Origin of the sequence: Nocardia sp. CDC160, assembly GCF_035818795.1 — a bacterium.
GTDB lineage: Bacteria > Actinomycetota > Actinomycetes > Mycobacteriales > Mycobacteriaceae > Nocardia.
This window is the reverse complement of the sequence record NZ_JAYKYT010000003.1, coordinates 371,718-395,208: the sequence shown is the minus strand read 5'-3', so window position 1 is coordinate 395,208 and position 23,491 is coordinate 371,718. Positions and strand designations below refer to the sequence as shown.

Annotated in this window: 24 protein-coding genes; 14 read left to right on the top strand and 10 right to left on the bottom strand. The window is 68.7% G+C overall.

Annotation, left to right across the window (positions count from 1 at the left end):
• Positions 1–3: 3 nt before the first annotated feature.
• From VMT40_RS16445 to hutI, 3 genes are read left to right on the top strand one after another with little or no spacing between them, the layout of a single operon-like run.
• Positions 4–1,218, top strand: a complete 1,215-nt coding sequence (locus VMT40_RS16445; protein WP_326359062.1) for an allantoate amidohydrolase — start codon at positions 4–6, stop codon at positions 1,216–1,218.
• Positions 1,215–2,510, top strand: coding sequence for a formimidoylglutamate deiminase (locus tag VMT40_RS16440; RefSeq protein WP_326359061.1), 1,296 nt, complete (start codon positions 1,215–1,217; stop codon positions 2,508–2,510). The genes VMT40_RS16445 and VMT40_RS16440 overlap by 4 nt, the downstream gene beginning before the upstream one ends.
• A complete protein-coding gene (gene hutI, locus VMT40_RS16435) occupies positions 2,501–3,691 on the top strand; it encodes an imidazolonepropionase (protein WP_326359059.1) in 1,191 nt (396 codons plus the stop codon). The genes VMT40_RS16440 and hutI overlap by 10 nt, the downstream gene beginning before the upstream one ends.
• Before the next feature lie 14 nt (positions 3,692–3,705).
• Here the strand turns inward: hutI and VMT40_RS16430 are convergent, their stop codons facing one another.
• Complete coding sequence (locus VMT40_RS16430; RefSeq protein ID WP_326359057.1) at positions 3,706–4,599, bottom strand: NAD(P)H-binding protein; 894 nt, start codon at positions 4,597–4,599, stop codon at positions 3,706–3,708.
• Positions 4,600–4,666: 67 nt separating this feature from the next.
• Here VMT40_RS16430 and VMT40_RS16425 point away from each other — a divergent pair, with 67 nt between their 5' ends.
• Positions 4,667–5,473, top strand: a complete 807-nt coding sequence (locus VMT40_RS16425; RefSeq protein WP_326359055.1) for a LysR family transcriptional regulator — start codon at positions 4,667–4,669, stop codon at positions 5,471–5,473.
• 21 nt (positions 5,474–5,494) lie between these two features.
• Here the strand turns inward: VMT40_RS16425 and VMT40_RS16420 are convergent, their stop codons facing one another.
• The 3 genes from VMT40_RS16420 to VMT40_RS16410 are packed head-to-tail and all read right to left on the bottom strand — an operon-like array spanning position 5,495 to position 8,552.
• Positions 5,495–6,652 carry an alpha/beta hydrolase family protein gene (locus VMT40_RS16420; RefSeq protein WP_326359054.1) on the bottom strand — a complete coding sequence of 386 codons (1,158 nt, stop codon included), beginning with the start codon at positions 6,650–6,652 and terminating at the stop codon, positions 5,495–5,497.
• 44 nt (positions 6,653–6,696) lie between these two features.
• On the bottom strand, positions 6,697–8,121 hold the full coding sequence (locus tag VMT40_RS16415) for a HEAT repeat domain-containing protein (RefSeq protein ID WP_326359053.1): 1,425 nt from the start codon (positions 8,119–8,121) through the stop codon (positions 6,697–6,699).
• Positions 8,118–8,552: a T6SS immunity protein Tdi1 domain-containing protein gene (locus VMT40_RS16410; RefSeq protein WP_326359052.1), complete on the bottom strand. Its 435-nt coding sequence runs from the start codon at positions 8,550–8,552 to the stop codon at positions 8,118–8,120. Before VMT40_RS16410 ends, VMT40_RS16415 begins: the two co-directional genes overlap by 4 nt.
• A 108-nt stretch (positions 8,553–8,660) precedes the next feature.
• Here VMT40_RS16410 and VMT40_RS16405 point away from each other — a divergent pair, with 108 nt between their 5' ends.
• Positions 8,661–9,644, top strand: coding sequence for a cyclase family protein (locus VMT40_RS16405; RefSeq protein ID WP_326359050.1), 984 nt, complete (start codon positions 8,661–8,663; stop codon positions 9,642–9,644).
• 42 nt (positions 9,645–9,686) lie between these two features.
• Here VMT40_RS16405 and VMT40_RS16400 read toward each other — a convergent pair whose 3' ends face one another.
• Positions 9,687–10,121 carry a DoxX family protein gene (locus VMT40_RS16400; protein WP_326359048.1) on the bottom strand — a complete coding sequence of 145 codons (435 nt, stop codon included), beginning with the start codon at positions 10,119–10,121 and terminating at the stop codon, positions 9,687–9,689.
• A gap of 94 nt (positions 10,122–10,215) precedes the next feature.
• Here VMT40_RS16400 and VMT40_RS16395 point away from each other — a divergent pair, with 94 nt between their 5' ends.
• On the top strand, positions 10,216–10,788 hold the full coding sequence (locus VMT40_RS16395) for a TetR/AcrR family transcriptional regulator (RefSeq protein ID WP_326359047.1): 573 nt from the start codon (positions 10,216–10,218) through the stop codon (positions 10,786–10,788).
• Here VMT40_RS16395 and VMT40_RS16390 read toward each other — a convergent pair.
• A complete protein-coding gene (locus VMT40_RS16390) occupies positions 10,766–11,572 on the bottom strand; it encodes an alpha/beta fold hydrolase (RefSeq protein ID WP_326359045.1) in 807 nt (268 codons plus the stop codon). The genes VMT40_RS16395 and VMT40_RS16390 overlap by 23 nt on opposite strands.
• A gap of 55 nt (positions 11,573–11,627) precedes the next feature.
• Between VMT40_RS16390 and VMT40_RS16385 the strand changes: the two genes are divergently transcribed.
• Positions 11,628–12,479: a helix-turn-helix domain-containing protein gene (locus VMT40_RS16385; protein ID WP_326359043.1), complete on the top strand. Its 852-nt coding sequence runs from the start codon at positions 11,628–11,630 to the stop codon at positions 12,477–12,479.
• On the opposite strand, the gene VMT40_RS16380 is transcribed toward VMT40_RS16385, so the two are convergent.
• Positions 12,447–13,106 carry a TMEM175 family protein gene (locus VMT40_RS16380; protein ID WP_326359041.1) on the bottom strand — a complete coding sequence of 220 codons (660 nt, stop codon included), beginning with the start codon at positions 13,104–13,106 and terminating at the stop codon, positions 12,447–12,449. The genes VMT40_RS16385 and VMT40_RS16380 overlap by 33 nt on opposite strands.
• Before the next feature lie 40 nt (positions 13,107–13,146).
• Positions 13,147–13,467, bottom strand: coding sequence for a hypothetical protein (locus tag VMT40_RS16375; RefSeq protein WP_326359040.1), 321 nt, complete (start codon positions 13,465–13,467; stop codon positions 13,147–13,149).
• 210 nt (positions 13,468–13,677) lie between these two features.
• Between VMT40_RS16375 and VMT40_RS16370 the strand changes: the two genes are divergently transcribed.
• From VMT40_RS16370 to VMT40_RS16360, 3 genes are all read left to right on the top strand, one after another.
• Positions 13,678–14,508, top strand: coding sequence for a GNAT family N-acetyltransferase (locus tag VMT40_RS16370; protein WP_326359039.1), 831 nt, complete (start codon positions 13,678–13,680; stop codon positions 14,506–14,508).
• 103 nt (positions 14,509–14,611) lie between these two features.
• Positions 14,612–15,490, top strand: coding sequence for an alpha/beta hydrolase family esterase (locus VMT40_RS16365; protein ID WP_326359037.1), 879 nt, complete (start codon positions 14,612–14,614; stop codon positions 15,488–15,490).
• Between the two features lie 27 nt (positions 15,491–15,517).
• Positions 15,518–16,084 (top strand): YbhB/YbcL family Raf kinase inhibitor-like protein, encoded by a 567-nt coding sequence (locus VMT40_RS16360; protein WP_326359036.1) that lies wholly within the window; start codon positions 15,518–15,520, stop codon positions 16,082–16,084.
• Positions 16,085–16,143: 59 nt separating this feature from the next.
• Here the strand turns inward: VMT40_RS16360 and VMT40_RS16355 are convergent, their stop codons facing one another.
• Both VMT40_RS16355 and VMT40_RS16350 read right to left on the bottom strand, forming a co-directional pair.
• The gene (locus VMT40_RS16355; protein WP_326359035.1) at positions 16,144–16,938 is read right to left on the bottom strand and encodes a hypothetical protein; all 795 of its coding nucleotides are present in this window, start codon (positions 16,936–16,938) and stop codon (positions 16,144–16,146) included.
• A 79-nt stretch (positions 16,939–17,017) separates the two neighbouring features.
• Positions 17,018–17,581, bottom strand: a complete 564-nt coding sequence (locus VMT40_RS16350) for a lipoprotein LpqH (protein WP_326359034.1) — start codon at positions 17,579–17,581, stop codon at positions 17,018–17,020.
• 129 nt (positions 17,582–17,710) lie between these two features.
• On the opposite strand from VMT40_RS16350, the gene VMT40_RS16345 reads away from it, so the two are divergent.
• Genes VMT40_RS16345 through VMT40_RS16330 form a run of 4 tightly spaced genes read left to right on the top strand, consistent with a single transcriptional unit; the run spans position 17,711 to position 23,433 of the window.
• Positions 17,711–19,357: a hypothetical protein gene (locus VMT40_RS16345; protein ID WP_442789992.1), complete on the top strand. Its 1,647-nt coding sequence runs from the start codon at positions 17,711–17,713 to the stop codon at positions 19,355–19,357.
• Complete coding sequence (locus VMT40_RS16340; RefSeq protein ID WP_326359033.1) at positions 19,354–20,424, top strand: hypothetical protein; 1,071 nt, start codon at positions 19,354–19,356, stop codon at positions 20,422–20,424. Before VMT40_RS16345 ends, VMT40_RS16340 begins: the two co-directional genes overlap by 4 nt.
• Position 20,425: 1 nt before the next feature.
• A complete protein-coding gene (locus tag VMT40_RS16335; RefSeq protein ID WP_326359031.1) occupies positions 20,426–22,102 on the top strand; it encodes a tetratricopeptide repeat protein in 1,677 nt (558 codons plus the stop codon).
• Between the two features lie 47 nt (positions 22,103–22,149).
• Entirely contained in the window at positions 22,150–23,433 is a 1,284-nt protein-coding gene (locus tag VMT40_RS16330) for a hypothetical protein (protein ID WP_326360210.1), read from the top strand.
• Positions 23,434–23,491: the final 58 nt, after the last annotated feature.

The window sequence follows — 23,491 nt, the reverse complement described above, 5'->3', positions numbered from 1 at the left end:
TTCATGATCGATGGGCCGACAAGCGCCAATGCGCTGTTGGACGAGCTTGCGCGGGTGGGGGTGGATCGGGCGCGCGGGGGATATTCGCGGCATGTGTTCACTTCCGCCGAAGGGGAATTGCGGGAGTGGTTCGCGGCGGCGGCGCGGGCGCGGGGGCTCGAGGTGCAGGTGGATCGGAATGCCAATGTGTGGGCGTGGTTCGGTCGGCCGGGGCCGGATGCCGTGGTGACCGGGAGTCATCTGGATTCGGTGCCCGGTGGTGGGGCCTATGACGGGCCGTTGGGGGTGGTGAGTGCGCTGGCGGCGTTCGATCTGTTGCGGGCGCAAGGGTTTACGCCTCGGCGGCCGCTGGCGATCGTGGTTTTCGCCGAGGAGGAGGGTGGGCGGTTCGGGGTGCCGTGTCTGGGGTCGCGGCTGCTGACCGGGACGATCGCGCCGGAGCGGGTGCTCGCGCTACGGGACGGGAACGGGGACACCTTCGCCGAGGTCGCGGGCGCGGCCGGATATGACCCCGGGTATTTCGGGCGGGACGACGAAACTCTGGATCGGATAGGGACTTTCGTCGAGTTGCATGTCGAGCAGGGGCGGGGACTGGTGCACTTGGACGCGCCGCTGGCCGTGGGCAGCGGGATCATTCCGCACGGCCGCTGGCGGTTCACCTTTGCCGGGCAGGGCAATCACGCGGGCACGACGCTCATGGCGGATCGGCGCGATCCGATGGTGCCCGCGGCCGAAATGATCGGTGCGGTCCGGCGTGCGGCCATGGCACTGCCGGAGGCGCGCGCCACGGTGGGGCGGCTGGTACCGACGCCGGGGGGCACGAATGTGATCGCCTCGCAAGTCGATGTATGGCTCGACGCGCGGCTCCCCGAACCCGGGGACGTGCGAGAACTGGTCGCCGAAATCACCGAAAGGGCGGGCGTGGCAGCGGAACTCGAGGGATGCACGGTCGAGGTTCGGGAGGAGTCCTACGAGGGGGCGGCGGCGTTCGACGCCGCCCTGCGCGATCGACTCGTCGCGCTGCTCGGCAATGCGCCGGTGCTGCCCACCGGGGCCGGGCACGACGCGGCCGTGCTGGCCCGATTCGTACCGACCGCCATGCTCTACGTCCGCAACCCCAGCGGGATCAGCCACGCGCCCGAGGAATTCGCCGAACCGGACGATATCGACCACGGCACCGCGGAATTGGCGCGGGTACTGCGGAGCCTCGCCGCATGAGCACCTACTGGTGCGCGCGGGCGTGGCTGCCCGACGGCGTCGCCGAGGGTGTGCGGATCGATATCGCCGAGGGCGTGATCACGGGCGTGATGTCGGGTGAGAAATCCTGCGGAACAATCCTTTCCGGCATGGTGGTGCCGGGCTTCGCCAATGCGCACTCGCATGCCTTCCACCGGGCGTTGCGCGGGCGCACCCATACCGATCGCGGCAGCTTCTGGACCTGGCGGGAGCGCATGTACGCGGCAGCGCGGCGACTGGAGCCGGACTCCTACTATCGGCTGGCCCGGGCGGTGTACGCGGAAATGGTGTCGGCGGGGTACACCAGCGTGGCGGAGTTCCACTACCTGCATCACCCCGGGCACGGGCAGCGGTACGCCGATCCCAACGAGTTCTCCCACGCGCTGGTCGCGGCGGCCGCGGATGCCGGAATCCGGCTGACGCTGCTCGATGTGTGTTATTTGGCCGGGGGCTTTGGGCAGCCCACTTCCGGAGTGCAGGAGCGCTTCGATGACGGAGACGCGGAGGCTTGGGCGCGGCGGGTCGAATCCTTCGATCCGGCAGGTGAATTGGTGATCACCGGTGCGGCCATCCACTCGGTTCGCGCGGTACCCGTCCAGCAGATGCCCGTGGTGGTCCGGGCCGCAGAGGAGCGACCGCTGCACGTGCATGTCTCCGAGCAGCCGCTGGAGAACACGGAATGCCTGGCCGAGCACGGCTGTACACCCACTCAATTGCTCTCGGCGGCAGGCGCTCTCACTCCTCGCACCGTGGCCGTGCACGCGACGCACCTGACCTCCGGTGACATCGCGGAGCTGTCCGGAGGCTGGGTCTGTCTGTGCCCCAGTACCGAAGCCGATCTCGGCGATGGAATCGGCCCGGCCCGGGCTCTCGCCGACGCGGGAACCCGACTGGCCCTGGGCAGTGACGGCCAGTCCATTATCGATCCCTGGTTCGAGGCGCGGGCGTTGGAATTCCACGAACGGCTCGCCAGCGGGCAGCGGGGACGCTTCGAGACCGGCGAACTGCTCACCGCGGCAACGGCTCACGCCGCTTCCGGATGGCCGAACCTGGGTGAGATAGCGCCCGGAAGAGACGCGGATCTGGTGTGTGTGGACACGGATTCCGTGCGCACGGCCGGAGTGGACGGCGCTGGAATCCTCTTCGCGGCAACGGCAGCCGATGTCACCGACGTGATGGTCGCGGGCCGCTGGATCGTCCGTGACCGCACCCACCGCATCATCCCCGAGGTGGCCACCGCCCTCGACACCGAGATCGGAGCGCTATGGCAGTGAATCCAACCGCGACTGTCATCACGGGCATAGGCGAACTCACCACCAACACAGCGGAATTCGGTGTCCTGCATGGCGCCGCACTGGTGCTCGAGGGTGACCGCGTGCGCTGGATCGGCCCGTCCGCATCCGCCCCCGACGCCGACCACCGCATCGATATCGGTGGCCGAGCCGTCCTTCCCGGCTGGGTCGACAGCCATACACACCTGGTATTCGCCGGTGACCGCACCGAGGAGTTCGGGGCCCGCATGAGCGGAAAGCCCTACTCCGCCGGAGGCATTCGTACAACGGTCGACGCCACCCGCGCGGCGACCGACGCCGCCCTCACCACCAATCTCGTGCGTCTTCGCCACGAAGCCCTCCGCCAGGGCACCACGTATCTGGAAACCAAGACCGGGTACGGGCTCACCGTCGCCGACGAAAAGCGCTGCGCCCGCATCGCCTCCGAGGTCGCAGACGAGGTCACCTTCCTGGGTGCCCACATAATCCCGCCCGACTACTCCGCCGACACCTACCTCGACCTGGTCTGCGGCCCCATGCTCGACGCCGTCGCCGACCGCGTCCGCTGGATCGACGTCTTCTGTGAGACAGGCGCTTTCGACGCCGCCCAATCCGCCCGCGTCCTCGAGGCGGGGAAATCCCGAGGACTGGGTCTGCGAGTGCACGGCAATCAACTCGCCCCCGGCCCCGGCGTCCAACTGGCGATCGAGCACGGTGCCGCCAGCGTCGACCACTGCACCTACCTGACCGACGACGACATCGAGGCCCTCGCGGCCGCCACGACCGTCGCCACTCTGCTCCCCGCCTGCGACCTCTCCACCCGCCAGCCCTTGGCCCCCGCCCGCCGCCTACTCGACGCCGGTGCCCGAATAGCGTTGGCCACCAACGCCAACCCCGGCAGCTCCTACACCACCTCCATGGCCTACTGCGTGACCACCGCGGTCCTGCAAATGGGCCTGTCCATCGGCGAGGCCATTCACGCCGCCACCGCCGGGGCCGCCCTCGCCCTCTCCCACGACCTCACCGCCCCGGGTGCGGTGGGAGTCCTGCGCCCCGACGCCACCGCCGACCTCCACATCCTCGACGCCCCCTCCGCCATTCATCTCGCCTACCGGCCGGGCGTCCCCCTGACCTGGTCCGTCTGGCATCGAGGCCGCCCGGTCCACGGACCGATCGAATCCTGACCCGGTGGGCTCGGTTATGCGCGCACGGCCGGAGCGAGGCTTTGTTCGCACCACCGGCGGAAGGTGGTGGGCGTGGAGTTGGCGGGGGTGCGGGGGACGGCGTTGTCGAGCCCGTGGTTCTTGGCGTTCATCATGTCGATGTAGCCGTCTGCGATGGCGGTGGTGACGCCTCGCGCGGTCAGGCTGGCGCGGAGGTCGTCCAGGGACTGGTGCCGGTAGTGGATGGTGCGGCCGAGAACCTCGGACATGATGTGGGCCATCGCGTTCGGCGTGAGGTCCTCCGGGCCGAGCAGGGGGACCTCGGCGGTGCCGGTCCAGGACCGGTCGAGGAGGAGGTGGGCGGCGGCCGCGGTGATGTCCCGGGTGGCGACGGTGGGAGCCGCGTAGTCGGGGGGTGTGGTTCCGGTGAAGACGCCGGTGTCGCGGATCGAGGCCGCCTGCCAGAGCAGGTTGTCCATGAATGTCGGGTTGGTCAGGGCGCGATAGGCGACGCCGGTGCTGGCGATCAGGTCGTCCATGGCCAGCGAGGCCGTGATGTGTCCGGCGCGGGCGGCAACGGGGGTGCCGCGACCCAGGGCGGAGACAGAGACCACGTGGCCGATGCCGCGGTTGGTGAAGGCTTTCGCGGCGGCGCGGGTGAAGCCGGAGTAGGCGGCGTCCAGGCTGGGGGCCTGAAAGTCGGGCGGGACCAGCCAGAAGACTGCGTCCGCGCCGGTGAAGGCACGGTCCACCACATCGGGGTCGCCGTGGGATCCGGTGACGATGTCCACTCGGGAGCGAACCGCATCCGGAAGACGCGCGGGATCGCGCACGATGACGCGCAATTCCTCACTGCGAGTGGAAGTTTCGAGCAGCCGCGCGAGCAGCTGACTGCCGATCTGGCCGGTGGGGGAGGTAATGACGATCATGCTTCGAGTCTCGTGACGGGCGGGCGCGACGTCCAAGACCCTTTCCGACGATTGATACCGTGAAGGTATGGATCTGGATTTGCGCAAGCTCCGCTACTTCGCCGCGGTAGCGGAGCATCGGCACTTCGGGCGGGCGGCGGAGAAGCTCTATATCGCCCAGCCCGTGCTGAGCCGTCAGATCAAGGCGTTCGAGCAGGAGCTGGAGTGCTCGCTGTTCGTGCGAACCACCCGGACCGTGGAGCTGACCGCTGCCGGGCAGCAACTGTACGAGGAGGCGCAGGGGATTCTCGCCGCCATCGACGCGGCCCTGCGGCGCGTGCGCGATGCCGACAGCGGGGCCCGGCGTTTGGTGGTCGCCTTCTCACCCGGACTGCGGGTTTCGGAGGCTATTCGGGAATTCGGGGCACGCCATCCCGAGGTCGAGACCGATGTGATTCCGGCGCAATGGCGGGAGCGGGACACGCCACTGCGTGATGGACGCGCCCAGATCGGTTACCTGCGTAGGCCTTTCGATGACACCGGAATGCGCACCATTCCCGTCGGGTACGAGCCGCGCGTGCTCTGCATGCCGGTGACACACCCGCTGGCGGCGCGCCCGAAGCTCACCCTGGCCGACCTCGAGGGCGAGCCGATACTGGATTTCGCGAACCGGCGCACCGCCACATTGGAAGAGAAGTTCGAGCTCATCGCGTCCGGCCACGGCTTGGCTCTCGTTCCCCTCAGCGTCGCGCGCGCCTACCTGCGCCCCGACGTCGTCCACCTGCCCGTCGTGGATGCTCCGGGGGCCGAGACCTGCCTGGTCGTCGCCGCGGACAATCGCGACAAACTCCTGCGCGAATTCCTCGACATCGCCATGACGACGCTGCGGCAATGACTTTCGCGCCAGGGTCCTCGCTCAGGGCAGATGGGTGTGGAGGAAGTCGAGGGCGTCGGGGAGGGAGGCCAGGAACGCTCCGCTGTGGTCCTTGCCCGTATACGCGGTGACGCTGACGTGCACCCACGGGTTGTGGGACTGCAGCGTCGGACCGTAGGCGGGAGTGTCGGCTGGCGGGACATCGATGTCGGCCGTGCCGTAGCCGATCATGACATCGGCTGGCACGAGGCTTTCCTGGTAGCCGACCAGGGACCTGATGTCCGACTCGAAGGTGGGCGTGGGGTTGTCCGGATCGGCGACCAGCGCAGCGGGGCGGCGACCCTGAGCATCGGCGACCAGGTCCGAAAGGCATTCGGTCGCAGCCTTTTCCACGTACTGCCGACCGAACTCGGACAGGTACGGGGTGACGGACCCGGGGTGCAGCTCCTCCAGCGCGGCGAGGTAGTAACCCGCGTACCCAACCTGGTTGTCGGACCCCGTCGAACTCGCCCGGAACATCTCACGCAAACTCTTCGGCGGATTCGTACGCAACCCCGTGGCGACGACGCCGGTGAGTCCGGCCGCATACCTGGGGTTTTGGGCATACAGCGCGGCGGCACTCATCACCGCGTGCGCACCCTCGGACTGCCCGATCAGCACCCAGTGCCTCGACAGCGGAACCGGAAGTCCCCGAACGGCAGTCACCGCATCGAGCACCGACCGACTCTCCACAGCGGTGTTGTAGTAGCTGAAATTCCCCCCGGTCCCCAACCCCTGGTAGTCGGGAGCCAACACCGCGTACCCATTGTCCAGAATCTGGTTGAAGTAACTGCGATTTCGTTCCGATTGCGGCCGATGCGACGGCGCACAGTCATTCCCGATCCCGATCGTCCCATGCGCCCACACCACCAACGGCCACCCACCGGCCGGAGGCAACCCGGCGGGCAAATAAAGCCCCGCCGTCGCGCGAGCCTGATTGTCCCGCTGATCCGTGGTCGTATACGTAAGCCCGAGCGACACGGCAGCCTTGTCGAAAGACCATGCCCCATTGAGCAATTCGACATTCTCGAGCCGACCGAGATCCGTGCTGTCGGCCACGGCCGGTGTGGCCGTCGCGATGAGAACGGCACACGCGCTCACCGCGCCCGCGGCCAACGCGGCGTGCCGAACGACGGATGCGAACCTGCGACGAACAACCATGGCGTGACCATACCGTCCGCCCGGCGCCGACGCCCGGCGCTTGATCACGATTGGTGAGCCAGGTAATTGGTCACGGACTGCTGCAGATAGAGGTTGTCGACGGCGGCGAGATGCGCCGGGACGGGCACTGCGATACCGAGTTCGCGCGAACCGTCCAGGAGAGCGGAATGGACCACCCAGGTGACCCTGGGAGGCTCGGTCAGCAGGTCGGCGAGGCTCCGAATCTCCTCGACCGCACGCAGCTTCACGAGGTTGCGTACGGCCTCGTGGCGAACATCTTCGCGGCGATCGGACCTGACAAGTTCGACGAGCCGTTCCGTCGCCGCACCGCCCGCGTGGACGACATAGGTCCGCAAGGCCTCCTGCGCCGCCGTCGAGGACTTGGCGGGCAGGCGATGCCAGACCAATTCGGCGATCGCCGGATCGGCGGGGAGGTCGCCCAGGTCATAGATGGCGGACTTGCGGACGGCGAGGTCGGGATCATCGGCCAGCCGTACCAAGTCCGCGGCGCGACCCCAGTCCGCCAGGGGGCGACAGGCGATCTCGCGGATCAACGGGTTCGGATGACCCGTGAACCGGGCGGCCAGTCGTGTCCGAGCCTCGCGCCCATAACAGGTCCAATCGACGCAATTCAGTCTCTGCCTGAGCTCGCCCGGTTCGACTTCGGGATCGTCGATCAGCGCCAGCACGGTGGATTCGGGAACTGCGTCGAGCGCGCCACGTGCGTCGATCGGGTACCGGACGGTGATCGGTGGCGGTGTGCCGGGCGCGATCTCGGCGGGCCACGGCACCAGGTCGTGTACCGGCAGCATCCATTCGCGCAGCCGCACAATCGCTTTCGAATATCCAGAGGTAACCGTCGATTCGAAGTTCTCACGCAGATCCTCGAAAGTGACCGTGGCGGCGGCCCTTCGACGCTCGTCCGGATTTTCCCGAAGCGCCGCGACCTCGCGCAGTACTCGTTGCGTCGGGTAGAACCGCAAGGTATCGAGGGCTCCGGCGGCCACCTCGAATACGTCGTCGTGCGCGGCCGCGAGGAGCCCTTCCTCGGCTGCGACCGGTTCGGCCCAGATCAATACCAGTGCGGCTGTCTCGCGGACCTTGGGATCGCGATGCGTCAGCGCGCGGAGGATTACCGGGACGTACTCGGGCGCATCGAACCCGAAACCCATGACGTTCAAGGCCATTGCCTGCAAGGGGCTCGTATCGTCCTCGGCGACCGGCACGACAATGTCGGCCTCGGAGCGGTGCATGAGGCGCAGCGCATGGCGCATGACCACGGGATCCCCACTGGCCCACCAGGTTCGGCACTGTTCGGCGGTGACAGTGCCATCGATTCCGGCGAGCACATCCGAGGCGCGCTTGCGCACCGACTCGGGCAACTCGGTATCGAACACCATGGCCGTGAGTCGTGGAATGGCCCGGTAGTCCTCCGTCCGTTCCAGCTCGTCGAACTCCTCGGGCGTCATTCGAATTCGTGCTCCTGGGCTACCAGGTCGAAGAAGACCCAGACGCCGCCCTTCTGATAGGCGTCGGGGGTCTCGGAGCCGCCGAGGAAGGGGTAGGGGGTGGCGATGTAGACCTCGTTGTCGCCGAGGGGGCCGAGTCGTTGCCGGATCTCGGCGACATGCTGGGGCTGTAGCACGTAGGTGATGACGTCGGGGTCGAAGAGGACCTGGGTGACGAAGTCGGTGACCTCGGTGAAGACGCCGTAGTCCTTGACGCCCGGACTGTAGGGGTCGAGGATGCCGTACTCGCCGGTGCGGGTGCTCATCAGGAACGCGTGACCGAGGTCCGAGTAGCCGACGACCATGTCGTAGCGGGGGTAGTGGTCGGCCCAGGCGGGCATTACCCGGTCCAGGCGCTGCTCGGGGATCAAACGGAAGGGGGCGCTGGTCACCGAATCATCCAACCAGACCCATGGCGGACCGGCCGGTGGGACTGTGTCTCGACAGCCGTTGGCCGAGCGGGTAAAGATCGAACGGACCTGTCGGAGTGGAGGGGTTCGGTGACCGAGGAATGGCGTAAAGCCGCTGAGCGCGTGCGCAACTGGGGTCGGTGGGGCGAGGACGATCAGCTCGGGACGCTGAACCTGCTGACCCCGGATCGGATTGCCCACGCGGCCACGCGCGCTCGCCAGGGGCGCAGCATCTCGCTCGGGGTGCCGTTCGATGCGGACGGGCCGCAGGGCTCCAGCGGTTTCCGGCGCAATCCCATTCACCTGATGGCCGTCGACGGCGGCGACGCCGATCTCGCGGCCAATCTGTCCGGGTGGGGCGGTTCGGCCGAGACCCAGGTCACGGGCATGTATGCCGGCGGCCCGATGCGCTTCAACGACGACTACCTCATGATGCCGCTGCAGGCCGCGACGCAGTGGGACGCGCTCTCGCACGTGTATTACGACGGGCTGCTGTACAACGGCTATCCGGCCGCCGCGGTGACCAGCCGTGGCGCGAGCAAGCTCGGCATCGAGCACGTCGCCGAGCGCGGCGGCGTGGTGGGGCGGGGCGTGCTGGTGGATGTGGCACGACACCGCAATGTGGCGCGACTCGACGCCGGTACCGTCATCGGGCCGCATGACCTGGACGCGGTCATCCAGGCACAGGGCGTCGACCTCGAACCCGGCGATGTCCTGGTGGTGCGCATCGGCTGGTGGACCCGCTTCCTCGAGACCCGAAAATCCAGCGAATGGTTCGGCGGCAGTCCGGGATTGAGCTGGCGGTGCGCGGAATGGCTGCACGCGCACGACATCTCGGCGGTGGCGGTGGACAATCCGGCCGTCGAGGTGATGCGGCCCGAGGACGGGGTGATGCTGCCGCTGCACATGCTCGCGCTGCGCGATATGGGTATGCCGCTCGGCGAGATCTGGGATCTGGAGGCGCTGGGGCGCGACTGCGCCGAGGACGGCGTGTACGACTTCCTGCTGTGCGCGCCCGCCCTGCGAATACCCGGCGCGGTCGGCACCCCGATCAGCCCGGTGGCGATCAAGTAATCACGCGGGGCCGAGGGCACTTCCCTTGGCCCCGAGCGCTTTTCAGAATGCCGCCAGCACGCAGGCGGCGATGAACAGTACCTGGACCAGTCCGCGCGCGGGCAGCGGCATTGTCTGGATATCGCTGCCCGTGCGCGCGGCTCGGACATTCGCCGGGAACAGGAAGACCAGCATGACCGCCAGGCAGATCGCGGCCAGCGGCGCCGCCCACGGGATGAGAAGGCCGATGGCTCCGGCCAATTCGAGAAACCCGGTCAGGGTGACGAGTGCCGCCGGGTTGGGCAGGCGCGGCGGGACCATGGCGATCAGGCCGTCGCGTCGGGGCTGGAGGAAATGCGCCGAAGCGGTCAGGGCGAACATGGCGGCCAGGCCGATGCGCACCGCGTGTGGCCAGGAATCGAGCCAATCGGTGGCGTGGAGCCAACCGGCGATTCTCGCCAGGCCGGTGACGACTATGAGAACGATGAGCGGTGCCATCGCGGACTCCTCTGAGTGAGCAATCTAGACAGTGACAAGATATGCGCGAGCTGCGGAACTTGTCAATGTCTAGATTCTGGGTGACGATCGAGGAGTGACGAAGAGCGCGTATCACCACGGAGACCTGCGAGCCACGCTGCTGCACGCCGCCGCCGAGCAGATCGCCGCCGAGGGGGTCGATTCGGTGTCGCTGCGGGCGCTGGCGCAGCGGGCGGGGGTGTCGCACGCGGCACCCGCGCATCACTTCGGGAATCGGCAGGGGCTGCTGACCGCCCTGGCCATCGAGGGTTTCGAGCTGCTCGACGCCGCATTACGCGCCGCTTCGGGCGATTTCCGGGAGGTCGCGGTGGCCTACATACGGTTCGCCCGCAACCATCCCGGGCATTTCGATGTGATGTTCCGGCACGATCTGCTGCGTGCGGACGACGAGCGACTCATCGCCGCCCGCAACCGGTCCGGGCACGAATTGCGGTCCGGGATAGCGGAACTGGGGATTCCCGCGGCGGATGGCTCGGCCGCCGAACTGGCGGCCTGGTCCCTGGTGCACGGGTTCGCCACCCTGTGGCGCGAAGGCGCACTGAACGACTCACCGCTCGGCGACGATCCGGAGCGCCTGGCCCGCGCCACGGTCGCCGCCATCGACTTCACCGGGGCAGCGGGGAGATAGGCGTCAGCTCGGCGAGCGCGACACGAACGGCCTCGGCCAGCGCACCCGGATTCTCCAGCGGCGAAAGATGTCCCGTGTCCGGAACGACCCGCATGGTCGCGGTCGGGACATGGGGCAGCAGATGGTCCGCGAGCAGCTGCGGCGGCTCGACCAGATCGTGTTCACCCGCCAACACCACCACCGGGACCTCGATCCGCGGTGTGACCGCGGAGATGTCGCGGGCGATCGAATCCAGGGCCCAGGCCTCGTGGGTGGCCGTCGAACCCGCGAGACTGTCCTGAATCACCTGCTCACGCAGGGCATCCGAAAGACGACGATGCGTGAGCACGTGCTCGAGCGCCCCGGCCACGGTCTCGGCGGAATCGTAGGCGTGCACGAGCTGGCGCTGAGCTTCCGGGGTGACGGCCGGGCGCGCGGGTGCCGGGCCGATGAGCACCACGCCCGCCAACCCGGGCAGGCGGCGCGCGGCGAGCAACTGCGCGACCTTGCCGCCCATCGAGTGCCCGATCAGCACGAAACGCTCCGGCGCGAGCTCGGTGAGCACGGCGTGGGCGTCGGCGGCCAGCTGGGTGATGTCGTACGGTCCGGGCAGGCCGCGGGATTCGCCCCATCCGCGATGGTCATAAGTGACCACCGTTCCCGGGTACTCGAGCTGCTCGAGCAATGGCGTGAACGTCCGGTGCGACCCGCCCCAGTAGTGCAGGAAGACCAGCATTGGTGCGTCGGAGTCTGCTTCGTGCAGGTGAATCGGCAGTGAGCCGCCCGCCACGGCGATTTTTCTCATACCTGAACGGTACGGTGACCGAACCCCTCGCGGCCAGGTAGATTCGAGACCGCTCATGGTAAAAAATGGACAACCGATTCGAACCCTGCGGTACGCGCTGAAGACCGGGTCCGCCACCGGTCTCGAAGTGCTGAGCTTCGAGCAACTGCGGCCCATGCCGGTCGCCGGACGCGAGGTGATTCGCGGCGACTTCCACGTCCTCGCCCGCTGCCGCAGCGGAACCGGCAGCATGACGGTCGATTTCGTCAGCCATCGGCTCACCGCGGGCTCGATCGCCTGGATTCGTCCCGGCTGGACCCACCGCTGGGACGACATCACCGGCATGGACGGCTGCGTGATCCTCTGTCGCTCCGAACTCATTCCGGCCGCCGCCCTCGGCCATCCACCGTCGCCGTCCACGCCGCCGGTGCTGTCCGGTACCTCGCTCACCGACGCCGCCTTCGACCACCTGACGACCGAATATGCCGCCGCCCCACCCGATCCGGCCATCCTCCGCCACCTGCTCAGCGCCCTCACCCTGCGCCTGAGCACCGCCCTCCCCGCCCTCCCGGACCCCACCGACCTGTTCGATCGCTTCGCCCGCCTGGCCGAGCGTCACCACGCCGAGACTCGCGAAGTCTCCTGGTACGCAGCCCAACTCGGCTACTCCCCGCGCACGCTCTCACGGGCCGTGCAAGCCGCCACGGGCACCACGGCCAAGCAGTACCTCAACGCCCGCGTCACCCTCGAAGCCAAACGCCTGCTCGCCCACGAACCCATCACCACCGCGGAATGCGCCCGCCGCCTGGGTTTCGACGATCCGGCGAACTTCACGAAGTTCTTCCGCACCCAGACGGCCACCACTCCTACCCGCTTCCGTCTGGATCTGTTCCCGTCAGAAGCGATTCAAGGGCCGAATCTGGGGTGACACAGCGGAATTCACCTGCAACGCGATGATCAGGGCAATACTCAGATAGGTGCTGAGCGGGCACAGCGCGACACTGACCGCGTACAGCACCTGCACCACGACGATCCGCTGCCGAATCGCCCGAACATCCTGCGGCGTAGTGTTTTCCGCCAACAGACCCGCGCGTCGGGCGTACCGCAGGCTCGCGAGCTGGATCAGCCCCAGGTACAACAGGTCGACCCAGTAGACCAGCAGCGCCAGCCGCGACTGCGGGAAGGCCGCCAGCAGTGCCGTGGCGAAGGGGACCATGGCCACGCCGAACAGGAACATCAGGTGAATCCACGCCAGGGACCGGTCGGCCCGGGCCAGGAGATTCAGCTGGGTCTGCTGGCCGATCCAGAACATTCCGAGGGTCAGGAAACCCAGGAAACAGATGAGGAATTGGGGTCCGACGTGGGTGAGGGCATGCCAGACCGGTGCCTCGGCGGACACCGAGCCATCCGACCACAGCAGCCGCTCGTGCCAGGCCTCGGCAGCCGGGACATGCAGTTCCAGCACGAGCAGCGTCATGGCGACGGCGAAGATGCCGTCGCTCAACGCGCCCAGGCGGCCGAGATCCTGTGCGGCGATGCGGTGATAACGCGTCATGAGGCGCAACCCTAACGGCGTTGCGCCCCATGGTGTCCGGTCAGGCCGGTGGCGGGTTGGGCTGCCAACAGGCCAAAGGCGGGCCGGGCGGGTAGAGCAGTGACCATCCGATCAGCGCGCCGATACCCGCGCCGATCGCAGCGCCCGGCAGCGCGCTCAAGGTGCCGCCGATGAGGCCGCCGGTGAGCGCACCGAGAATGGCATTGCACTGATGCATGGTGACGTCCGGCTGCTCCTCGACCTGCTGCGGGGCCGCCGGTGCCGTGGCACTCGGCGCGGGATCGACATCGATCCCGGAGGGCTGAGCCTGATCCGCTGCGGCCACACCGGCCGACAGCGCCGTGATACCTACCGCTAGCACAGCGGTTGCTGCCAATCGTTGGACTAACATCGCTCCTTCTTCCGTACTGGTAGAAGTGCTATCGCGAAGGGAACTGGGCAACCATGTAGCCAATTCATCCGTACCACCCGGCGCTAGGGTTATGCGTGTTTCCCATAATTTGTAACCGCCGAGCTATCCAGTCGTGATCATGGAGTCGCCCTTTCACTCGATCGCCCATACCGTGGGCTCATGAGGATCGACATCACCGATGATCCGGTCGCGTTCCGGGGGCGGGTGGCAGGGTTTCTGAACCGAGAGCCGTTGCGTCACACCATCATGTGCACCGTCGTGGAGAATCTGATCGGCGGCCTCGCGCCCAGCGAGCAGCCCTCGTACTTCGCGTCGGTACATGAGACAGAGGTGGTCGGCGTGGCCATGTGCACCGCCGGGCGCGGCGTCTGGCTGGGCGAGCTGCCCGACGAGGTCGTGCCGGAACTGGCCGGGCGGTTCGCCGAGGTTCTGCCCGATATACCCGATGTCGTCGGCTCCGCGTCGTCGGCGGCCGCTTTCGCGGCGGAGTGGGACAAGCTACGCGGCACCACGGCGCGCAACGGCCCGGTGGTGGAGCGGCTCTACCGGCTCGGGCGTCTGCACAATCCACCCGCGCCCGGTGCTCCGCGCCCGGCCACCGAGGCCGATATCGAGCTCTGCCGACGGTGGACCGCCGCCATGAGTCGTGAAATACGGGAACCCACCGTGGAATTGAGCGAATCGGCGCTGCGCGCCCGAATTGCCAAGGGGCGCTGGTGGTTATGGAAGATCGAGGATCGACCGGTGAGCCTGACCGCCCACCAGGTCCCCGCATACGGCTGGACTCGAATCGGCCCGGTCTACACACCGCCCGAACACCGAGCCCACGGATATGCCTCCGCCCTGGTCGCCCACGTATCGCGGATCTTGCTCGACACCGGAACGGGCGTCTGCCTCTACGCGGACCTCGCCAATCCGACGTCCAACAAGGTGTACCGCGCCCTCGGCTTCGAGCCCGTCTTCGACCAGGTCCACTACGTTTTCGGCTGATTTCATCCTGTTCGCGCCGCAAAACCGCAGCATATGCGCGGACGGTTCGCGCTGCCTACAGTGGGTGCGGTTTCGGGAAGTGACCTGCGAGGAGGGAAGGTTCGTGACCGTTGACCTGGTCGAGGCGGAAGTGGCGATCGATGGGCTGGAGCGACGCTTCGCGGTGCGGCCGCCCAATCGAACGGGCGCGCCGATCGTGCTGGTGTTGCACGGAAATCAGAGTGGAATGGCGGAGACTCCGACGGAACCGCTGATGTACGGGTGGACCAGTTTCGCGCGGCATGCCGACGAGTGGGGTATCGGGATCGCGTATCCGCACGGTGTCGGCGGATGTTGGGCGGACGGGCGGGGTGTGACGACCGCCGATGCGGACCGCGTGGACGACGTGTCGTTCCTGAGCGCGGTGATCGACTGGTGCGCAGCACGATTCGAGACGCCCGGTGATCGCGCCGTGGTGGCGGGGATCTCCAATGGGGCGTTCATGGCGCATCGAATGGCGGTGGAGGCCGGGGACCGGGTAGCGGTGATCGCGGCCGTGGCCGGGGGATTTCCGGAGGCACTGGCCGGAATTCGGCCCGGGTACGCGGTGTCGGCCCTGCTCATGAACGGCGATGCGGATCCCGTGGTGCCGATCACGGGCGGGTACTCGCGGCACCGTGGTCCGAATGGCGAACTACGCGGTAGCACTCGGGGTTTGGCGGAGTCCGCGCGGTACTGGCGGGACATCGACGGGTGTACCGGGCCGGGCGAGACGGTCGAGACCGCCGGATCGACCCGCACCACCGTGAGCCACGGGACCGGCGGCACCGTGGTCTCGGCGTGGACGGTTTTCGGTGGTGGTCACACCTGGCCCGGGACGCCGGTGCCGGAGCAGTGGGCCGGGTCGCCGGGATCGGCCGTGTCACTGGAATTCGATGCCGCCGAGGAGATCTGGCGGTTCGCTGAGCCGCTGCTCATCCCGGCGGACGCACGCAAGCTCTGAAAAGCACTACCGGCCAAGGAGAATGGAATGGCGATCATCGGCAAGCTGCTGCGGAACCGACGGGCCGCCGCCGCGGATCTGGCCTGGTACCGGCCGAATCTGGGTGAGGGCGGGGTGTTCGAGGTGACCAGTGCCGACTTCGACCATGAAGCGCGACTGGACATCCGCCACGCCAACAAGCGGGCCGGAGGCTCGGACGTGTCACCGGCGCTGGCCTGGTCCGGAGTGCCCGCGGGGACCGCGCAGCAGATGCTGATCGTGGAGGATCAGGACGCGCCCTTCGGCGGTCCGTTCGTGCACGCGCTGGCCCTGCTCGACGCCGACCTGCGGGAATTGCCCAGCGGCGCACTGGCTTCGGATTCCGCGCGGGAGGGGGTCACGGTGCTGCGATCGAGCTGGGGCCGCGGCTATATGGGCCCGGCTCCGGTGCGGGGACACGGCCCGCACCGCTATGTGTTCCAGGTGTTCGCGCTGACCGAACCGGTCGCGCTGACCGGGGGCCGGTCGCTCACCTCGGCCAAGCCGCGGGAGGTGCTCGCCGCCGCCCGGGCGCATGGGCGCGGCCGCATCGACGGCTTCTACGAACGCGACTGACCCGACCATGACGAAGAGCCGCGGGCGGAATCTGCCTGCGGCTCTGAGTTTCTCGGAGATCACGACTGGTTGGCGGAATTGACCGGCAGCGACAGCACCACCTCCTGCTCGTTCTCCGGCAGGTAGTGCACCGCCACCACGCGGCCGACCTGGACCAGCGAGACCATGGCCGGGGCCAGGAACTTCTCGGTGCGGGTCTCGAAGGTGCTGCCGTCGGGGCGGGTCACCACCAGCACCAGGTCCAGGCGCGAGTGGCCGTCGCGGATCTCACCCGGCACGCTCAGCGAGCGCACCACCGCCTGGGCCGCGATGCCGCGCCGGGCAATATCGATCTTGGCCGGGGTGGTGAAACCCTTGCGAATCATGGCCGCGTTCATGGCATCCTGCGCGGCGGCGGTATCGCCGGACAGATCCACTTCGACCTTGTCGAGGCGGTCCGGCAGGTAGCGGACCGGCAGCACCACGCCGGGGCGCAACAGCGCCAGCTGGGTCAGCGGCACGATCATCTTGGCGTGCGAGGGAAAGACCTTCCCATCGGAGCCCTCGACGCGGAAGTCGATGCGCACCTGCGGCTGTTCGTTGAGGTAGACGCCGGTCTGCCGGACACCCTCGACGGTGCCCAGGCCCACCAGGCCATGGCGGAACTCGGAGCTGTTGTTGCCGGTGAGAGCCGACAGGATCCCGTCGCCGGTGAAGGCGAAGGCGATGGGGACGACGGTCAGGGCGATGATCGGCAGCGCCATCTGCGGGCCGACCCAGCCGAAGACATCGTGGGAGGTGAGGCCGTGCCACAGGTAGTAGCCGATGGCGAGGACGCCGAAAGCGAGAGCGGCGTAACGGATCTGGTTCTTCATGTACTTTCCCGATCTTGGAGACGTGAGTGATGAACCCGCTCATGCCCGATGGCACGAGCGGGGTGAAACAGGGGGTTGGTCAGCCGCCGACGACGGTCGAGCAGGCGAAGACGATCTCGAACTTCTCGGTCTTGGGTCCGGCCATCGGGTTGGACATGTCTACGCCGCCGACGCCCTCGCCGGTGACGGTGTAGGTGTTGCCGCTCTTGGTCACCTTTGCCGAACCGCCCGGCATGCCATTGCCGAAGCCCAGCGCGTACGGCTGGCCGTTCGCGCCGCCCTTGGTGCCCGCGATGCCGACGGCCTGCACGGTGTCGGTGCCGGTGATGGTGGCGCTCGCGGTCAGCGTGCCGTAGGTGGCGTTGCCCTGGTCGGTGAGGGCCAGGGCCAGGTTGCCGCCCTGCTTGGCGCAGGTGGTGTCGAACTTGGCCGAGATGGCCTTGCCGTCGACCGAGGCCGACGAGGAGCCACCGGCGGTGTTGCCGGGGGCGGAGGTCTGCGGGCCCGCCGGGGCGGCATTGGTGGCCTTGGTCGTCGTGGAGCCGGAGGTGCCGGAGTTGCTGCTGCATCCGGTGACCAGCAGGGCGGTGGCCGCGGCGGCGGCGAAAAGGGCGGTGGTCAGGCGGATCGGCTTGCCGTTCATGGTCTTTCCTCGTTCTCGTGAAGCTGGCTCCGGGGTGGAACCGATGACGCAACGGTAGGAATCCGAACCCGCCTACCGATCCCAACTTCCGTCGCTTGCGGGGCTCCAAAACTGGGATAACCTGGGCGAATGCGACGACCGCGGGCCATGGTGCTGGATGAGGTGTGGCGCCGCCTCGACGGTGTCGAACCCTTGAGCGGACCGCACGGCGGACCCCTGCGGCGCACCGTCAAACTCATCCTCGACCCGCTGGTCATCCGCCCGGTTCAGCATCCGCAGTGCGCGGGGTCGATGCTGTCCGCCGACGGCGCGGTCCTGCTCGCCACCCGCGTGCACGCCGCCGCGGATGTCCTGCGCGCCACCGCCGCCTGGTTCACGCTGCTCAAGCAGACCCGGCGCGGCCTGCGCATCACCGAGGGCAATGCCCAGGACCTGTACTTCCAGCGCTGCTTCGAACTGGCCACCACCCAGGGCATGCCGGACGCCGCCCGCGACCGGGTGGCCGCCGAGGCCGCGCTGCGCGAGATCCACGGGCTCAGCGCGGGCCGCACCACCCAGGCCCTCAGGGACTACCTTGCCGATCCGGCCCGCGCGGGCGAGCTGACCGACCTCATCCAGACCGCCTGGCGTCGCCGCCCGCTCACCGACGTCCCCGACCACTCCGCCGCCCTGGCCGATCTCCTGAACGCCTGCGCCGCAACCAGATTCGATGATTCCGCCGAATCCATCGACCTCGATACCATGATCGACGCCCTGGTCGGCACGCACACCGGAATTCGGCTGTGGCGCAGAGAGATCGGCGATTCAGCCCACGGCGAAAGGATTGACCCGGTCGCGGAGCGGAGCCAAGGCACCGCGCAGGAGTTGGGCTTGACCCTGCATCCGCTGCCGCAGCCACCCCTGATCGGCGCCTCGGCCTCCACCGCGACCCTCGGCCTCCCCTTCGATCGCACCATTCACGAGCGCATATTCACCGTCCTGCAAGCCTCCAGCGAACGCGCCGACCTCCCCCCGATTTCCGAACTTGTCGACGCCGAAATCGCCCGCGCCTGCGCCCCCTGGGCCCTACTGGACGAGTCGCTGCGCTTGGCAGCTGCCGCAGGGGCTGCCCTGGCGGTCGATCTGCGCCCGCTCGGCGATTCCGCCCACATAGGCCCATCGATGGTTGCCAGTGCCTCGGCGGTTCAGGCACGTCCCGTTGGGCTGGCAGGCATCGCCGATGGACTCCGCGGAGCCGCGGTCGGTCCGACCGGCACGACTGTCGGTCCACTCGGCACGGCGGCCGGGGTGTTGAGCACCACGAATGGCCGTCCGGCCGAGGCTCTGATGGCCGGATTGACCAGCGCCGCAACCGGATTGCGGACCGGTAGTGCACCGGCTGGCGGTGGTGACTCCGTCATCGGGCTGCCAAGTGCTGGAGAGATCGCCACGGGCGGTGGGGGTGTCGCGGCACGGTTGATCAATGCGCGGTGGCAGCGCGAGGCGTATGTGTTGCAGGCGCGGCGGATGGTAGTGCGGGGAGATGCGGTCGAGGGGCCGTTGGGGGCGATCGCGGCGGAGTTGCGGGTGCCGTGGCGGCCCTATGTGCGGAGGTTGTGGGCTCGGCTGCATGGGCGGGATGTGCGGGAGTTCCCGGTGTACGCGGCGGATGAGCTGTGGGATCTGCTGGACGGGGTGGCGCGGTCGGTGATGCTGGACCACCGGACGCGGGTGAAGCGGGCGTTGGCCGCGAGTGCGGCGGTCGAGTTCGATGAGCGGGAATCGAGGGCGGGATGACGAACTCGGTGATTCAGCGCTATTCCGATGGGCTGTTCGGCATTGTGCCCGACGACGATCCCGGCGCACTGGAGGTGGCGGCCGGTCCGGACGTCATGGTGCTCGAGGTGCTCGGCGGTCACCTGATCTGGAATGTGCTTGCCGCGCGGGAAGTTCCGGCCGCGCTCATCGACAATATCGACTTGGCGCAGGAGTGGGTCTGGGCGCTCTACGGTGAGCCGGTCGCCTTGGCTCTGGATGGAATCGGCGCGGACGGAGCCGTGGGGGATTCCGTCGCAGTGACAGCCGCCCCCGCGAGATCCGATCTCGCCGTGAGTGCGCGGCGGCTCGCGTACGCGCACTGGGCGGCACGCTGGTGGCCAGCCTCCACCCTGGACGGCATCGCGGCCCTCGATCAGGCGCTGCTCGACCGCGATATCGCGGTGCTGACCGAGGAATGCGAGTCCCTGGTGGACGGCGCGGACGCCCTCGCTCCGCCGACCCCGGCCTCCATCGAAAGAACCCGGCGCGCTTCGGATTACGCACTGGCGGCGGGTGAGGAATCGCGAGCGGGCACCATGGTCCTGGCGCGCGGTACCGGCGGCTGGGACTGGCGGCGCTGCCCGCCCGGACTCGTCGACGCCTCCGAATCGGCGGTGTCCTGGCAACTGATCCGCGCCGCGAGCGAAACCACCGTCGCCATCACCGTGGCCGCCCACCCCGATCTGCCCCCGGACCTACCGCCCCACCTGCGACCCCACGCCCACATCGACACCGGCCGTGGCGAACTGGACGCCGAGCTTCACCAGGCCGACGACACCTGGGTCGGCGAATCGACCCTCGCCGCGCCGACCTCCGGCGTCCGCGTCGGCATCCACGTTCCGGGTTTCGGGCCGCTGCCCGAATCGTCTGACTCGCGCGCCCACGATGCCGATTCGGCGGGTGCCGCCGCGTCCGCCCTACGCGACCGAATTCGCGAGTTCGCCGCATCCCGCCTGCGATTGGCTGCGACACCGGCCGATGACCGCGATCCCTTCGCGCCGCTGCTCGCCGAAATCGCGGCCGCCGCCGGAGATTCGGACTTCTGACGTGCCCGAACCCACCGACCGTGCCCCCGAACCGCCGGAAAGATCAACCCCGGTCACATCGGCGGGGGTCGATCCCAAGATCGCCGCATTCGCTGATCGGCCTGCGGTTTCGCCGGACCCGGCCGACGCGGGTGGCGACGACGGTCGCCCTCCGGGCGGGGACGAATCGGCGGCGGGAGCGGGCTCCGAGGCGGAAAGTCCGCTCTTGCGGGCGGGGGCCGAGGCGGTGGGGCGCGGGGAGTTGTGGGAGGCGCTGCGAATCTTCGAGCGGGCCGCGGCGGTCGAGGACGGGGATTTGCGGCTGTGCGCGCTCGTCGATGTCGCGGTGGTGACCGATCAGCTGGGTGATCATGCCGGGGCGGTGGAGCGGTTTCGGGAAGCGTTGGGGGAGATGCGGGTTGATGCTCCCCGGATGTATCCGGGGGCGTTGATCGGGTTGTCGCAGGCTCTGCAGAATCTGGGGGATCTGGACGGGGCGCAGGAGGCGTTGGAGCGGGCCCGGGCGGCGCTGGCGGGGGAGGATGCGCCGGGGGATTTGCGATTCGCGTGCCTGGTGTCTTCCACGGCCGTGGCATTGCATCGGCAGCAGTGGTGGCGGGCACTGGATTTGGCGGGGGAATCATTGGAGGCGGCACGGCGGTTCGGGCCGGAGCAGGTCGGCCATCCGCTGATGAATCTGGCGGCGGCGCACTTCGAGACCGGGCGATGGGAGCTCGCACAGGACTTCGCGGGACAGGCGCTGGCGGCATTCGAGGCCGTTCAGGATCGGGCCGGGATGGCGGAGACTCGACAGAATCTGGCGCTGATGTACACGCGCTCCGGGTGTTTCGATGATGCGGAACCGCTGCTGGCCGCCGCGCAGGAGCACTTCGACGCGGCGGGGGTGGCGCATCGGGCGGGCATCGGTTTGAAGGTCATGGGCTTCATTGCCGAGCACCGGGGTGAGCTCGAGGTCGCCAATGCCCGGTATCGCGCGGCCCTGCACCGGTTCGAGGAGTCACGAGCGGTCATCGACGCCGCCGACGTGCGACTTCGCCTGGCCGCCACCGCCTTTGCCGCAGGGCGATATGACGAGGGCGAAGCCGAGCTGTCGGCGGCACGAGCCACCTACGCCGTCCGTGGCCTAGGCCTGCACTGCGCCCAGCTCGACTACTGGCATGCGGGCCTGCTGGAACCCCTCGTCGCGCAGGTCCCCGGATTGCTCGCGCGGGCCGTCGATCTCGCGGTCCCGGCTGCCCTGGCTCTGGACGCCGTGCGCTTCGAACTCCCCGACGGATCGCAACGCGACACCTGGAACCGCCGCATCGTGAACCCGGCACTACGCCTCGCCTTCCGCTACGCCTACCTCGCCGGTGACGCCCGCCTGGTCGCCGACCTCATTGAAAACCAGTGCGCGGGAACAATAGTGGACATCGATCGCGTCACCTCCGAACCGCCCGCGCCCCTGGACCTCCTCGAACCCTTCGACCCACCCGCCGATTCCGCCTCCCCGCTGCGAGACGCCCTGGAACTCGGCACCGCCCTCGCGGCCGTAGCGGCGGGTGCGGGCCTGCCGGTCACTCCGCCACCCCGCGTCGCCGTGCCACCCGACGGCCACGTCGCCTTGGCCGCCTGGCTCGACGCGGCCGAACAGCGCTACGGCCGCCGCCTCCGCACCGACCGGGTGATCTCGGCGTGACGGCCGAAACCGGTGTGGCGGAAGCTCGGCCGACCGCGTTCGTTCGGATGGCGGATGCCGGAGATCTGTACGTGACCTGGCGGTGGGCCGGAGAGAGTGCGCCCGGTGGGGTCGGGGTGGTGCCGGAGGCGCAGGTCGATGCGGCGATGCGGAGGTTCGCGGCGGCTCTGCCCGCGCCGGGGAGGGCCGGTGGGCTCGAGTCAGCGCTCACGACCGGCGAATTGGCGTCGTTCGAGTCGGAAAACGCGCTGGCGCAGTATTTGTCGGCGGCGTTTCTGCCCTATAACCTCGCGGTGGCCCTGCATGAGCTCTACGTCCAGGGAGTTCGGCCGCACATCCGCATCCAACCCTCGCCGCGGACAGCGCAATTGCCGTGGGAGTTGATCGCACCCGACGCGGACGTGCGGCTGGTGGAGATCGCGGATGTGAGTGTGCTCGCCGCGCCCGGCGTCGTCCACGCGCCCGCGCGGGTGGCTCGGTCGTGGGCGGACAGCCGGGAGCGACCCGTCATCGCGATTCTCGATCCCCGGGTTCCCGGTTTCCGGGCCGATTCGGCACTGGGATCGGTACTGGGGCGGATGGATTCGGCCGCACCGCTGGCGGAGCGGGTGGCCGCGCATGCCGAAGCCGGTCGGCTCGTCCCCGCGGTCGACAATGCCCTGGAGGCGTTCCGGCGCACCGATCTCGACCGTGCCTGGCTGAGCGGCGCGCTGCACGCGGGTGCGGCCCGGCTGCTGTACGTCGGGCATGTGACGGCCGCCGCGCCCGAGTCCGGTCGCAGCGAATCGGCCACGCTGCACCTGTCGTGTACGGCCGCCAGTCCGGGTTGCGCCCCGGCGTACCGCGACCATCGGCCGCTGTCGGCTCGGGATCTGCTGCTCGGCACCCACGCGCTGCCCGTCGGCCATGAGCACGCCGCCCACTCGGGTAATGGGCAGGGAGACAAGGAGATTCCCCGCATCGGCCCCGAGATCTGGCCCATTCCCAGCCGCGTCGCGCTCGTCGCCTGTGAGAGCGGTGGCGATCTGCGCTTCGCCGAACCCCTCGGCCTGGTCGCCGCCATGCTGACCGGCGGTGCCGAACTGGTCACGGCGGGGCGCTGGCCCTTGCCCACGGACCTGGCCTTCCATCGGCTCGCGGGTACACCGGGCACCACGCATCCGTTCCAGCAGGCGGTCTGCGCCATCGACGCCGCCCACGAATCCGAGGACCCGGTGGTCGCACTCAATGCCTGGCAGCGCACCCAGCTGACCGCCTGGCGCGAGACCGGCGCGATCGAGCACTCCCCGCTGGTCTGGGCGGCCTTCGCGACCGTCGACACCCGCCCCTGAAACCACCGCCCCCAGAAGTCAGGGGTCACGAAAAGATAACGGCCGCAACGCCGCTCCG